This window comes from Halosolutus halophilus (genome assembly GCF_022869805.1).
Taxonomy (GTDB): Archaea; Halobacteriota; Halobacteria; order Halobacteriales; family Natrialbaceae; genus Halosolutus; species Halosolutus halophilus.
Genome location: NZ_CP094974.1, coordinates 1,070,048 through 1,083,337 on the forward strand (window position 1 = coordinate 1,070,048; position 13,290 = coordinate 1,083,337).

Annotated in this window: 13 protein-coding genes and 1 pseudogene; 6 read left to right on the forward strand and 8 right to left on the reverse strand. The window is 60.4% G+C overall.

What is annotated here, in order from left to right:
* Positions 1-119 precede the first annotated feature (119 nt).
* Together MUG98_RS05145 and MUG98_RS25505 are read left to right on the forward strand one after the other, a co-directional pair.
* The gene (locus tag MUG98_RS05145; protein WP_265111078.1) at positions 120-263 is read left to right on the forward strand and encodes a DUF2080 family transposase-associated protein; all 144 of its coding nucleotides are present in this window, start codon (positions 120-122) and stop codon (positions 261-263) included.
* Positions 264-272: 9 nt separating this feature from the next.
* Positions 273-743: pseudogene (locus tag MUG98_RS25505) on the forward strand (RNA-guided endonuclease InsQ/TnpB family protein); the annotation flags it as partial.
* A 334-nt stretch (positions 744-1,077) separates the two neighbouring features.
* Here MUG98_RS25505 and MUG98_RS05160 read toward each other — a convergent pair.
* Entirely contained in the window at positions 1,078-1,854 is a 777-nt protein-coding gene (locus MUG98_RS05160; protein WP_265111080.1) for a class I SAM-dependent methyltransferase, read from the reverse strand.
* A gap of 9 nt (positions 1,855-1,863) precedes the next feature.
* Positions 1,864-2,082 carry an amphi-Trp domain-containing protein gene (locus tag MUG98_RS05165; protein WP_265111081.1) on the reverse strand — a complete coding sequence of 73 codons (219 nt, stop codon included), beginning with the start codon at positions 2,080-2,082 and terminating at the stop codon, positions 1,864-1,866.
* A gap of 426 nt (positions 2,083-2,508) precedes the next feature.
* Between MUG98_RS05165 and MUG98_RS05170 the strand changes: the two genes are divergently transcribed.
* Positions 2,509-2,904, forward strand: coding sequence for a hypothetical protein (locus MUG98_RS05170; protein ID WP_265111082.1), 396 nt, complete (start codon positions 2,509-2,511; stop codon positions 2,902-2,904).
* A gap of 166 nt (positions 2,905-3,070) precedes the next feature.
* Here the strand turns inward: MUG98_RS05170 and fer are convergent, their stop codons facing one another.
* Together fer and MUG98_RS05180 are read right to left on the reverse strand one after the other, a co-directional pair.
* On the reverse strand, positions 3,071-3,553 hold the full coding sequence (gene fer / locus MUG98_RS05175) for a ferredoxin Fer (protein ID WP_265111083.1): 483 nt from the start codon (positions 3,551-3,553) through the stop codon (positions 3,071-3,073).
* 69 nt (positions 3,554-3,622) lie between these two features.
* A complete protein-coding gene (locus MUG98_RS05180; protein WP_265111084.1) occupies positions 3,623-5,863 on the reverse strand; it encodes an AAA family ATPase in 2,241 nt (746 codons plus the stop codon).
* A 575-nt stretch (positions 5,864-6,438) separates the two neighbouring features.
* On the opposite strand from MUG98_RS05180, the gene MUG98_RS05185 reads away from it, so the two are divergent.
* From MUG98_RS05185 to MUG98_RS05195, 3 genes are all read left to right on the forward strand, one after another.
* Complete coding sequence (locus tag MUG98_RS05185) at positions 6,439-6,612, forward strand: hypothetical protein (RefSeq protein WP_265111085.1); 174 nt, start codon at positions 6,439-6,441, stop codon at positions 6,610-6,612.
* 64 nt (positions 6,613-6,676) lie between these two features.
* Positions 6,677-7,972, forward strand: coding sequence for a PQQ-binding-like beta-propeller repeat protein (locus MUG98_RS05190; protein WP_265111086.1), 1,296 nt, complete (start codon positions 6,677-6,679; stop codon positions 7,970-7,972).
* Positions 7,973-8,353: 381 nt separating this feature from the next.
* Positions 8,354-9,118, forward strand: a complete 765-nt coding sequence (locus MUG98_RS05195; RefSeq protein ID WP_265111087.1) for a DUF7979 domain-containing protein — start codon at positions 8,354-8,356, stop codon at positions 9,116-9,118.
* A 367-nt stretch (positions 9,119-9,485) separates the two neighbouring features.
* Here MUG98_RS05195 and MUG98_RS05200 read toward each other — a convergent pair whose 3' ends face one another.
* The 4 genes from MUG98_RS05200 to MUG98_RS05215 form a co-directional block, all read right to left on the reverse strand.
* Positions 9,486-9,839 carry a hypothetical protein gene (locus MUG98_RS05200; RefSeq protein WP_265111088.1) on the reverse strand — a complete coding sequence of 118 codons (354 nt, stop codon included), beginning with the start codon at positions 9,837-9,839 and terminating at the stop codon, positions 9,486-9,488.
* A 496-nt stretch (positions 9,840-10,335) separates the two neighbouring features.
* Positions 10,336-10,812 (reverse strand): hypothetical protein, encoded by a 477-nt coding sequence (locus MUG98_RS05205; protein ID WP_265111089.1) that lies wholly within the window; start codon positions 10,810-10,812, stop codon positions 10,336-10,338.
* A gap of 314 nt (positions 10,813-11,126) precedes the next feature.
* Positions 11,127-12,107: a hypothetical protein gene (locus tag MUG98_RS05210; protein WP_265111090.1), complete on the reverse strand. Its 981-nt coding sequence runs from the start codon at positions 12,105-12,107 to the stop codon at positions 11,127-11,129.
* Between the two features lie 572 nt (positions 12,108-12,679).
* A complete protein-coding gene (locus tag MUG98_RS05215; protein WP_320443131.1) occupies positions 12,680-12,991 on the reverse strand; it encodes a cupin domain-containing protein in 312 nt (103 codons plus the stop codon).
* Positions 12,992-13,290: the final 299 nt, after the last annotated feature.

Below are 13,290 nucleotides of genomic sequence, written 5' to 3' on the forward strand. Positions count from 1 at the left end.
AAGAGCGAAACTCTTGTGCGCGAACGAGACGCTGCGCGGTTCTCAAACACATTCGACGCTCGGCCCGCAGGCCCACGCAATCGCTGCACTTGTGTTGAAACCAAGTATAAACGCAAGTGATGGATAGACACGAAATAGAAGGCCACGAAGTCATCGACGGGACGGCGAAAGCCACCGGCAACGGCGCTCACGTTCTCGTCCCGAAACGGTGGCGTGGCGCGGACGTGAAAGTCGTCCGAACCTCTGATCCCGAGGACGAGTAGCACCACCCGATGAACTACAAGTACAGGTATCGACTCCGACCGTCCGACGCTCCCGTCGAACAGTTAGCGTGGACTGTCGATACCTGTAGGCAGGTCTACAACCACTTTCTCCACCGACTCAATCGGGACGCCGACACCTCGGCATACTCCGAGGAGAAACTTCTGCCCGACCTCAAGAAGTAACGGACCGACCTGAAACGCGTTCACTCAAAGGTACTACAGAAGGTCGTACAGTGGCTGTACGACGACCTTTCGACGCACCGTGGTCGAAAAGAGAACGGCTACCGCGCCGGCCCCCTGAAGTGGAAAGCGCCAGGCGAGTACCGCAGTTTCACCCACCGTCGATCCGGCTTCAAACTCGAGAACACGAGTGGCCGGACGCGACTGGGGCTCTCAAAACTCGGTGAAATCCCCATCACGTTCCACCGTGATCTCCCCGACGAAGCGAGCATCAAGACCGTCACGGTCAAACAGGAACCACTCCTGTCCTGCTTGCGGGTTTGAGGCGGACAGGGACGCGAACGCGGTCGTCAGACTACGTCTGACGGGCAGCAAAATCGCTACGCGATTTTGCGACGGCGTGGAACATTCTTTCTCGCGGCATCGAGAAGCGGTTAGGAGCAGGACGCTCCGGATCAACGCCCTCAGAATCGCTCTGCGATTCTAATTGGCTGCGAAAATCCGCTTTGCGATTTCGAACGCCTGTCGAGACTGCGCTCCCTGTGGATACACCTGTATCTGCAAAGTCCGTCGTAGAACCAGGAACCCCCACTCTCGAGCGTGAACCGTCAGACGAGCGGTAGGGAGGGGTAGTTCACTCGACCGTCGATGCGTCGGGGCTGGCGACTATAACGACGTATGGCTCCGTCCGGTTCGTTCGCTCGAGTCGATCGACGGTTCTGATCTCGAAGTCCGCGTCGGTGACCCGACTCGTCCAGTACCGTTCCGGATCGGGATCGCCTTCGACGCCGTCGGGAACGAGCGGCAACTCGAGGACGCCGATCGTCCCATCGGTAGTGCAGACGCGCCGCAGTTCCCGGAGCATTTCGTCGACCGCCGACGCGGGGAGATCGTGGAGAACGCGGCAGGCGGTCGCGACGTCCACTGAGTCGTCCCGGAGCGGGAGCGTCGCCGCGTCTCCGACTACCGGTTCGACCGCGAGCCCGGCCCGGTCGGCATTACGTTTCGCCAGTTGTGGCGCGTTTCCGAGGATAACGCGATCGTCGAAGACGTCGAGTCCGATCACCGTCGCTCCGTTCGGGACGTGCGGGGCGAGCCCCACGAGCGAGCGGCCAGTTCCACAGCCGATGTCGAGGACGCGCGCCGCCTCGTCGAGCGGGAGTCGGGCCGCAAGCGCGTCGTATTTGTACCGCTCGATCGCCCACGGTGCCGGAAAACCCAGTCGGCGTGCCGCTTGGAACCCGTGGACGGCCGCGACGAGCGCCACGAGCAGCGCAGCGATTCGTCGGCTTCGACGCTGTGTTCGCCTCCCGACGACCGTCGCGATCGTGATCGTGACTGCGGCGATGGCGATCGCTCCGAGTCGCCGTCGCCAGTGATAGAGACCGAAGTTGTACCGGGGTTCGAACACGTTTCCGTGCTACTCGACGTTGAGATCGCTGCCGACTCGTGCTCGCTCGAACTCGAGTTCGATTTCGAGTTCCGTCGTTCGCCGCTTCGCGAACTCGATCTCCGCCTCGATCGGGTCGCGGTACACGAAGGGAATCTCCCACGTGCTTCCCGAAACATTGGGCGACGTATCGTGCTCGAGGGCGTCCGCGATTTCGCGGAGAAAACTCGAGTCCACGTCTTTGGTCATTGTACGCCATACCACTGCACCGATCATAAAGACAGGTGACGTCGCCGACGTACGCCCCATAAGTGACGGAATGCCCAAGTGACGCATCGTCGTATTCCGCCTATGCCCTTGCTCGAGGTGCTGGGGAACACTCGCGGTGTACGAACGTGGCGTTCGATTCGCCCGTTCCGTCTGCACGGCTTTTTATTCTACGCAGTAGGACAGGGAAATATTTGATAAAGGTATTTACACGCTCTTGTTGATTGTGAGCACATGCCAGTGTGTGCTCACTGCGGAGAGGAGCATCCGTTACCAGGATCGTACATGAGTCACGTGATCAAGTGCTCCCAGAGGAATGGGGCCGGTCCCACGGAAGAGACTACCGGGGAGCCCCCGTCCGAATCGGTCACCGAAGACCCGTCCGAACCGGCTACCGAGGGTTCGACGATGACGAGCCTAGAACGCCACATCGAACGGTTAGTCGAGGACCAGCTCTCGGAGGTCAGAGCCGAGGTCGAACAACTGTCGGAGGACGTCGAGGAGATTGAAAATTTCGCGACGATCAGTCTCGGCGAGCGTCGTCTCAATCAGAACGAAGCGAATCTAGCGGAGTTTTCGGCGTCACTCACCGAATTCTCCGAGCAGACCCTCGAGAAGGTAAACGACCTCGAATCCCAACTCGAGTTGCAGACGATCGTTCTCGCGTCGATTCTCGAATCGCTCGCCGACGCCGACCTCGAGGTCGACGTCTCGGAGATACGGGACTACCAACAGGAGCAGCTCGTAACCGAGCAGTCCGCGTCCGGAAACCTTGAGGCGGCGATAGACGCGGTCGAGTCCTGATACTGTCGGACGGGACGATTCGAAGCCGGTCGCCCCCTGGGGTGACGGCTGCTGATTCGCGACCGACTGCTCACTGACTTCTGGCCGGCCGTATGAACCCGACCGCTGGTCCGCAATCGTCGGTTCGGAATCCGTGGCGGGTCGAACGATCGACCGCTACCGACTACTACACCTCTCGCACGCCGATGACGCGATCCTGCAGGTAATCCAGGTGCATCGCGTTGTAGATGAGTTTCACTTCGTCGCTCATCGGGACCGCCTGGCAGGTGAGAACGATTCTCCTCTCTTCGACCTCTTCGTCGGTGAGAATGAGATCCATGTCCATCGAGAGTTCGCCCTCGTACACGATCCCGGCACAGTTCGCACACGAGGCGGCGCGACACTCGAACGGCCACTCGTAGCCCTGATCTTCCGCGGCATCGAGAACGTACCGCCGCCCCTGGACTTCGACCATCCCGTGATCGGTGTCGTCGAGGTCGGCTTCCGCCGCCTTTTCGAAGAGGTCCTCGTCGTCGATGTCCCAGCCGTGCTCGTCCAGTACCTCAAAGTTAAGATATTCGACCGTTCGAACGGGACCGCTGTCACCGTCGCTGCCATTGCCCTCCTCGGCGTCCTCGCCGAGTCGGACGTTGGGAAGGCCGTAAGACATAAGATAACAATTGGCTTGCTACTACTTAGCCTCGCGGGTGACTCGATATCGCTCGCCGTCGAAGGCGGATCACTCGCGGTCGAACTCGGTGAAGGGGCCGATCCTTCCTTCGCGCCTGTCGATCCCGTCCGGCGGCTCCCGATCGGCCGCTTCCAGGGCCCGTTCGAAGTGCGTACCCGTCAATTCGATCGCTTCGACCGCGGCCCCCCGTTCGTGACCGTCTCGGTCGTCGATTTCGGGGGTCCCTTCGGTCGACTCCTCGACGTATTCGCGGACGGCGTTCATCGCCGCGTCGCGGCAAATTCTTTCGACATCGGAGCCGACGAACCCGTCGGTTCGAGCGGCGAGCGCGTCAATGTCTACGTCCGGAGCGAGCGGCCGATCGCGGAGGTGTATCTCGAAAATGTCCCGACGCGCCGCTTCGTCGGGCGCGTCGACGGCGACGTGTCGTTCGAACCGGCCCGCGCGGAGCAACGCGTCGTCGATGCGTTCCGGCCGGTTGGTCGTCGCGATGACGACGACGTCCTCCAGGTCCTCGAGTCCGTCGAGTTCGCTGCACAACTGTGAGACCACGCGCTCGCCGACGTCCGCCTCCCCGGCCCCGCCCCGCGTTCCGGCGATGGCGTCGATCTCGTCGAACACCAGGACGGCGGGCGCGTTCTCCCGGGCCTTGCTGAACACCCTCCGAACGCCCCGTTCCGATTCGCCGACGTACTTGTCGATGAGTTCGGGCCCCTCGATCGAGATGTAGTTCGACCGCGCCTCGTTGGCGACCGCCCGCGTCAGCAGCGTCTTCCCGGTGCCCGGCGGCCCGTAGAGGAGAACGCCCGTCGCCGGCGGTAGCGAGACCCGCTCGAAGGCGTCGGGGTACTCGAGCGGCCACTGCACGGCCTCCCGGAGCGTCCGTTTCGCCTCCGAGAGGCCACCGACGTCCGCCCACCCGACGTCGGGGACCTCGACGAGCACCTCCCGCATCGCGGAGGGGGCGATCCCGCGCAGCGCCGTTTCGACGTCGGCGTCGACGATTTCGACGGCCCCCGGTTTCTCACCCGGGTCCTCGGCGTCGCCACGCACCCGCCGCAGCGCGCCCATCGCGCTCTCCCTGATGAGGTTCTCGAGGTCGGCTCCGACGAAGCCGTGCGTGTCCTCGGCGTAGCGCTCGAGGTCGACGTCGTCGCCCAGCGGGACGTCCCGTGCGTGAATGCGAAGGATCTCCGCGCGCTCGTCGGCATCGGGAACGCCGATCTCGATCTCGCGATCGAACCGCCCCGGCCGGCGGAGTGCGGGATCGACGGCGTCGACCCGGTTGGTCGTTCCCACGACGACGACCTGCCCCCGGTCGTCCGCGCCGTCGAGCAACGCCAGGAGCTGGGCGACGATGCGGCGTTCCACGTCACCGGAGACGTCCTCGCGTTTCGGCGCGATCGCGTCGAGTTCGTCGATGAACACGATGGCGGGCGCCTCCGCCGCGGCCTCCTCGAAGACGTCGCGGAGGCGCTCCTCGCTCTCGCCGTAGTACTTCGAGACGATCTCCGGCCCGGACAGCGCTTGAAAGTGCGCTCCGACCTCGTTCGCCATCGCTCGCGCGATCAGCGTCTTCCCGGTTCCCGGCGGCCCGGAGAGGAGCACCCCCGTCGGCGGATCGACGCCGAGTCGATCGAAGAGGTCCGGGTGGCGCACCGGTAACTCGATGACTTCCCGAACCCGCTCGAGTTCGTCGTCGAGGCCGCCGATATCGTCGTACGTGACGCTCGCGGTCGACGACGCGCCGCGGTCGTCGCCGCTCGACACCGCCGCCGGGTCCGGCGAGACGACGATCGAGGTCCACTCCTCGACGCGGACGTACTCGGCCGGATCGACGTCGACGATTTCGATCGGCACGTGCCGCGTCGATTCGGTCGCGTCCGCCTCGTCGGCGACCGGGACCGTCGTCGTCCGGCCGCTCGAGAGGACGCGACCGACCAGCGCGTCTCGCTGCGAGAGCGCGAGCGCCTCGTCCGGCCGCACGTCGTCGGGCAACGCGATCTCGATCCGTTCGGCCGATCGGACGTCGACCGGGTCGACGACGACGGGCTCGCCAGCGGTGACGTCGATCGTCTCGGCGAGCTCGGGCACGAGTCGGATCGTCCGATCGCCGGTCTCTTCCGACGGGCGGGCCGTCACCTGGGTGACGGTGGACTCGTCGCTCGGCCCCTCGAGGACGACGTAGTCGCCCGACTCGAGGCCGAGTTCGGCCATCGTGTCCCGTTCGACGATGGCCGTCGTCTCCCCCGATCGATTCGCGACGAGTGGTTTGACCGTGAGTTTCATTGACGCAATAGTCGTTTGGTAACGTGTCACGGTCGGAAGCAAGAACGTTTGGGTCGATTCCTCGAGCGCTACCGCCGGCAGGACTTCGACGGGCGGATTCCACGCTCTTCAGGGTGTGGCGGAGGGGAACGGGCGTCTGCCGACGACTCGAGGGACGCGGTCGCAATCGCGGCCGAACGTCGTCCCGAATCGATCGTGGCGACACGGCTCGTAACGGCCGGTATTCTCCGGGGGCGAAGCAACAGTTCGACCTGTTACTCGACGAGGCAAGGTTTTCAGAGTGGACGTACTATAACGGGACTGAGTTGAATCCGTTGCGACCCCACAAGAGCCAGTGCTTTGTATTGCGAAACGGTAAGCGACCGGAAAAGCTGTGCGCTCATCAGAGCTAGTTCGACTACTTCAACAGATACGCGCCTTCTATTCAGCAAGGAGTGACCGACTCACCGAGATGGTGTCAGAAGCAGCGTGCTGACTACGGAGTACCATCCATCGCGCCGCATCTGTTACTTTCCAGCCAATGAGGATGAACCAGCCGCTATATGCAGATGCGTATCGACCGTTATTGCAGAACGGTGACTGTGGAGCGAGGCGACGTCGAGGCGATGCTTGATCGCCTCGCTCGCGGGTTCGTCGATGGCGACCTCGACGCGATCCGCGGTCGAGGTGAAGGCGATCTCCGATACGTGCAAATCTCGTTCGTCGACGAAAACCTACGAGTCACGGGATCCGACGATTCATACGGGTAACCGGGACAAAATAGATCTTTTAGCTTACCGAAACCACTTGTGCTATCGGTAATTCCATGCGATTATGAAACGACGAACGGTTCTCAAACTGGCGGGCGGAGGTGGCATGGTCGGTAGTTCGATGGTTGGCGGGTATCTGGTCGTCTCCGATCGTGGCGGAGCTTGCGATTCCGACGCGAGCGACCACAGGTGGTGCTACGGGGTTGAGGGAACGCTCGACGAAGCCTCGCAGGAGACGGTATTCGTCCGAGAGCGGACCGCCGGGGTCACTCGCGGTAACGGCGGATTCTTCGAATCCGGTCCGACGGCCGACGGGGAGATCGTCGCGCTCGACGCCGAAACCGGCGAGATACGGTGGTCGTACGGCGAAGCGGTAGGGATGGACTCCTACACGGACCTCGCGGTTTCCGACGGCGTCTACTTCGGGTACTGTACTGACGACGACTGCACGGACCTGACCGCGCTCGAACTCGATGGCGAGGAGCGGTGGACGCGCGACATCGATCCCGGATACCACCAGCCATTCGTGGTCGACGGCGTGGTCTACGTTGCCAACGATGTTGGGCCCGTGCGTGCCCTCGGCGCGGCGACCGGAGAGACGCGCTGGGACTACGATCTCCGCGAGGGGGAGTCGTCCGGAGGGGGAATCGCCGCCGTTACCGATGTCGTCTATGTCGAGCTGAGTTCCTCCGTCGTCGCGCTCGATCGGGAAACGGGGGACCCACGCTGGCGGTACGAACCGGCCGGCGATCAAGTCCTCACCGGGTCGACGGTCGCGGACGGGGTCGCGTACGTGGTCACGTTCGATCAGGTCGCCGCAGTCGACCAGGGCGACGAGCTGTGGCGACGGGAGTTCGAAGCGACCGAGGGACGGACGGAGATCCAAGCAATCGTCTCGGGTCGCCTCTTCCTGCTCGCGGAGAGCGGGCGCACCGAGGACGGTCGGCGCGAGTTCCGTCTGGACGCGATCGACCTCGCGACCGGCGACCGGGACTGGACGACAGGACCGCTGGAGCACTCGAACCCGGAATACAGACCGCCAGTGGACGTCCACGACGAGGCCGTGTACGTCAGCACGGACCGACTGCGGGCCCTCGACGCCGCGACCGGCGAGGAACGTTGGAGCGCGTCGCTCGACGGCGGTCCTGTTCAGTCGGCGAACGTGGTCGAAGAATCCGTCGGGGGAGACCACGCCGTCTTCGCACACGCCGGCGATCGACTCGCCAGTTTCTCGCCGGACGGCGAGAAGACGTGGGAGGGATCGGTCTCTGGGGCGATCAGGAACTATCTCGTGAACGAATCCGTGTTCGTGGCGACGGACGAGGGGATTTACGCGCTGGATCGACGGGACAATCCATAGGACCTCGGTCAAGTGCTGTACGCATTGGTGGCGTGATTGAGACGAGAGGTCCAACGCCCTCACAGATATTCAGTCGCTCCCACCAGCCACTGTGCCCGACTTGCGTGGTCGGGATCGACGTCAGCCGTCGGATGACGCGCTCGTAGATCACGACGTGATCGAGACAGTGAGAGCCTCGGATTCGTCCATATCACGTTCACGAGCGCTGTTCAAAAACTTCGCAAGCGACAGATGGGTGCTCTCAGCCGAGAGTATAGCTGCGGAGTTCGTCATCTCACGTTCTCCAGAAGAGTACTATCTAGCAACACAGATGCATCGATGTTGGACGACGTGTTCGTGTCACTCCACAAGACACTTATAATCTGCTGATGATCGAGAGCCATGTCCCCGAACCGCGTGGTACTCGCTCTCCTCCTGACCGGGCTGATCTTGCTCCCCGGACCAGCCTACGCGATCGGCATCGAACGACTCGATGGACCGGACAGAGACCGGTCCTCGGCCGGCTACGTGGCGACGCCGATCGATGCTTCGAACGATTCACTCCTGGCCGATCGATATGGCGGGCACCTCTCGTTTCGGACCGGGGACCTGACGCACCCGTACGTTGCGGCGGACTACCGCGCCCCGAACGAGACCCGACGCGTGCTCGAGCGTGCCATCCGGAACGGCACAGCGACGACCAGTAGTCAGGCCGTCTACGCCGACCTCCAGCAACTCCAACGCAACGAAACGTTCGTCACGATTTCCCACGACGCGTACTACGACTACTCGATTTCGACGGCGGCAGACACCACGACAGTCCGGACGACCCCCGTCGACAACGCCACGATCGCGCGTGCGGTCCGCGACGAACTCGTCGTCGCCTACGGACAGCTTCCACCTGCCCAGCAAGCGACGTTCGACAAGATCCGGAACGCTACGGAAGCACCCGACCAGTACGAATACCGTCCGTGGTCGGACGAACCCGTGCCCGACGAGCCACTCGTCGAACGCGACGGCACCCACTATGCCGTCGAAGTGGTGTCCCACACGGACGACCTCAACTTTCCCGACGGATTGTTCCTCGGGATCATCGCATCTGCTGTCGGCCTCGTCTCCCTGCTCGCGTCGGGAGGGGTCTGGCTGTATGGTCGGTGGCGGGACTGAGCAGCGCGTATTTCCCGCCCGTACTTCTGAGACAGACTACTCGCATTACTGCCGAAACCTGTCCTTGATTAAGGATTCCAACGGAGGTAGTCGCTTCTACTGCACGGTCCGTAGGGCGGTCGCACAATCACCTTGCCGACTATATCGAGCACGCTGCCCTCTAATTCTCTGTTTATAAACCCGCACGCGCTGAGCCACCCAAGAATCCCATGAATGTCGGCCCGTGTTCACGACTCGGGCTCGAAACGACGATCTCCGCGTATACGAGAGATTGCCACGGGGTACGAATCGCCGGCGCTGTCGGATCCCCATTTCTCAGACACAATCTCGAGTGAACCCTCCGGTACGTAGCTCTGCGAATCGGTCATTAGGACTGTGAGGGGTGATAGAACTCGTGCTTGCTGAGGAGATACAGGACGAGCATTACTCCAACAACGGCGTTCAGGAGATTGCTCGGCTCCCCACTTGCAACAAGCGAAAGCCGCCACAGCGTGCTTCCTCCGAAAAAGATGATCGTCAGCCACCAGGCAGTGCGACTTCCGGAATACAGCGAGTACGCGAGAAGCAAGACACCTGCCGCTACGGCCAGCGAGAGCAGAGCAATAGGTCCGTTTCCGACCATTCCCGTAAGAATCCAGAAGAGACTATACAGCCCTAACAAGAGGCAAACGAGGATGATCCCTACCGGTGGATGACCGGGTGAGTCCGCCTCTTCCGCCATCACGTGATCGTTCTTTCGTCGCCTATTATAGTTACCTCCGCTACGAACCGGTGAGAGTACTGATTCAGCGCCCCGCTCCACGTTCCGGTTTCTCCCCCGTGTCGTCAGCGTGGGTCGTCCGAGGCCGTCGCTGTGTCGAGTCGATCGTCGTCGTCGACAGCATCGAAATCGTCGTCGCTCAGTACAGTTGTGCTACCGGTGGTTGCCGACCCGGGGTGCGATGCAACCGCCGACCAGGGTCGCGCCGCCACCCTGCGTGACGCGGCCCCAACCGAACGGTCGTCGCCGACGGTGACGCTCGCCCGCTCCGAGAGCACACGCTCGGTGCGAGGCGATGCATCCGGCACCACGCCGATCGCGCTCGACTTTTTCGTGGTGGTGACCGCGCTGGGAGTGACGCTGGCAGAATTGACAGTGGTCTCTGACAACCCAGACAGGTGTTCCCAAGAGGATTCCAATTACTGCATAGATCAGGCTAGTTAAGACGACTACTTTTTCAGGAATTACTATCTGCCCCAGTCCGACAGCTAATAGAATGGTGGATAGATATGTTTCCATGATCTTCGTCGCTTGCATCTCCGATCATGATCATTATCTCTACACAACCACCTGTAGGATGATCGAATTTATCAAAATCGACCTGTTCCCACTCTGAACGAGGTTGATCGTCACGCCAAACATACAGAGAGTACGAACCGGGATCTGTTGGGTAGTTCGTGAACTTGCCACTACCCGCCCGATCCTCTTCTTCTGAGTACGCGTCTACGTCCATTGAATTCCAGTATACTGGCTTCTCTCCTGTTATCATTAGAACGAAGAGTGTGTATTCGGTGCGATCACGGTTAAGTACTGTAAGGTCGTTTAGATACGTCTCTTCCGGTGATTCATCTTCGAAGGCCGTACAACCGCTTCCAATTATACCGAGTATCGCACCACCTAATTGAAGGGCATTCCGACGAGTGACGAGAACCATGTGTAACCACAAATATCAAGCAAAATGAGTTTTCCGATTCCCGATTTAGTTCCCGATCAATCAACCGGCGTAGCCAGTACGCATCTCTACTGAACGGCCCGTTCATCGGCTTCGAGTTGAAACAAACAAAATCGTCATACTGAACTCATTCTCTCTATTCAGCGCGCCCTTTCTGACAGCATTTGATTGGAGCGCGGAGTACGAGAGATGTACCATTACTTGCAGATAGAGCGTCTGTTCAGGATTTGATGGCTCACCAATAGAAAACAACCAATACTGATTCGCTGACTTGCTTTATGTACGGAACACAATCGTTACGGGGCGTGATCAGCGTGCCAGTTGACCCGGTAGTACTCTCCCTCATACCAAATATACAGCCCAGGACCGAGAATCCGCTGGTCTTTTTTTGCCATTCTCAGTTGGTCTATGTATCGATTTAGTTCGTCGTACTTCTCACTATCCTCCTCACTGTCGGCGTATAGCGAGCCCTCGTTTGCCTGTAGTTCATCGAGAAGTTCCTGTAATTCGGGATGCAGTTCGGTCCGCTCAATCGCTTGGTGACCGAGCGCATATTCCGCGAACGACTCTGTATCATCCGCAATATACTCGGCGGCCAACCGTACGTGTTCTACCCGTACTGACGCTTCCTCGCCTCGCTCCAATTCCACGTAATCCCCATCAATGTCGAGAAACCGCTGGTCGATCCCGTCAATCAGTACCGAGTTCGTCTCGTGGTCCGGATCGTGGTAGCCGATAACTGTTGAATCCGAGAAAAATATCAATCCACCAGCCCTCTCCGAAAAACTGAACGCCTCATGTAACCGCCACTGGTCAACTTCTGGTAACTCTGCGAACGACAAGACCTCGGCGTTATCGTCTGCAGAAACATCGTCAGGTAGGTTCCCGATCCGTGACACGTGGTATTCCGGGCCGGTAACCGGACCAGCGTTCACTACAATTCTATCGATGCGGTAAATCTCACCGTCTCTCTCGTGATAGACCGGGCTATGGTGAACCCGGCGATCGAACAACTCGAGGTCGATCTCCTCGAGTTCAATTCGCTCCCCGTCACGGAGGCGAGAGAACAATTCGGTGACAAACGGGGATGGAACTAGGTCAGCATCCGTCACTGTCGCGTGGTCCGTAATCTCAGTACTCGCTGCTTCAATATCGACTCGCTCGAGCGTGATTTCACGAGAGGAATAACCGCCCCATGAACCGCCCCACGCCGCACAGCCAGCGAGAGAGATGAGTGCTCCCGTGGGAAGTCCTGCCAGAAAGGTCCGACGATGCATACTTTCCGATTTCTGTCAATAATATAAATGCTTTGTGTGGTGGCCAGTGCAAACTAAACGCCGGATCGGCTGTCAGATAATTCGATAAATATGTGCGCTGAGCAGCTGATTCAGCATAGATGCCCGGAAAACGAAGTTGGATTGCTGAATTCACCCTCTGTAGTCAGCACGCCCTTTCTGGTAGCATTGTGGTAGTTCGTTGGATCTCTACAATGATACAACGCACGTACACGGCACGGCTGCTGAAACCCATCACTTCCTGAGAAGTTTAAAGAGCCACTTCTCTGACTACCCATCGCCGACAGCCTCTGGTCGTTCTCGAGCAAGTCGCGTGACCGTTCCGTTCGCAATACGTCGAACGGCCTCGTCATCGTGGTCTCGGAGATCCTGAAACTCCTCGACAGCCGGAAGCAAGGTATCGTTTTGCTTCCGCTGCCGGTCTGTCCGTGAGTCGTCGGATGGCTCGTCTGCAGCCTCCGAGCCATCGTTATTTGGATCGGTATCAGGCATGGCCGTTCACCGTGTCAGCATAATCGAAAGACAGAGGGGACCGAAGGGATCGATGCGCCACCCTATGCCTTGACGATTCGGTCTCCGAACGGTTCAAGTTCTTCTTCGAACTCGGCGACGATCGCACTATCCGAGAAGATGCCCATGAAACGAGCCGTCACATCGCCTGTATTGCGGAAGCCGTGGGGTGCCAGCGGTGGAATCACCGCCAGGTCGCCGGCGCCGATGGTTCCCTCCGCGTCCCCGGCCCAGGCCTCGATGCCGTCGCCTTCGAGGCAGACAATGAGTTCTTCGGGGCTATCTTTGTGGGTCCCCAGTTCCTTCCCGGGTTCGATCTCGAAGTAGACGACGTCGTATCCGCCTTCGAGTTCCAGCCCGGTCGCGCCACTGGGCGTTCCACTCGTCGCACCGGCACTTCCCGTCGTCCAGGATCAGTTCGGATTGACCGACTCGGAGGCGAGCCTCCTGGTGAGCGCGTACTTCCGAATAGAAGGCGCGGGCCGTGTTTAGACGCGAAAATTCGAGGGTAACGACAGCCGCAGACCGAGAGTAGACACGAAGAGGCTGGAAATGGAATCGCCATCGAGGAACTAATCTCTACAATTTCGTTTCTACAGCCGTTTTGTTGAGGTTGGAGGGACACCATCGCCTCGATCGAGGGTCAAAACTCTCG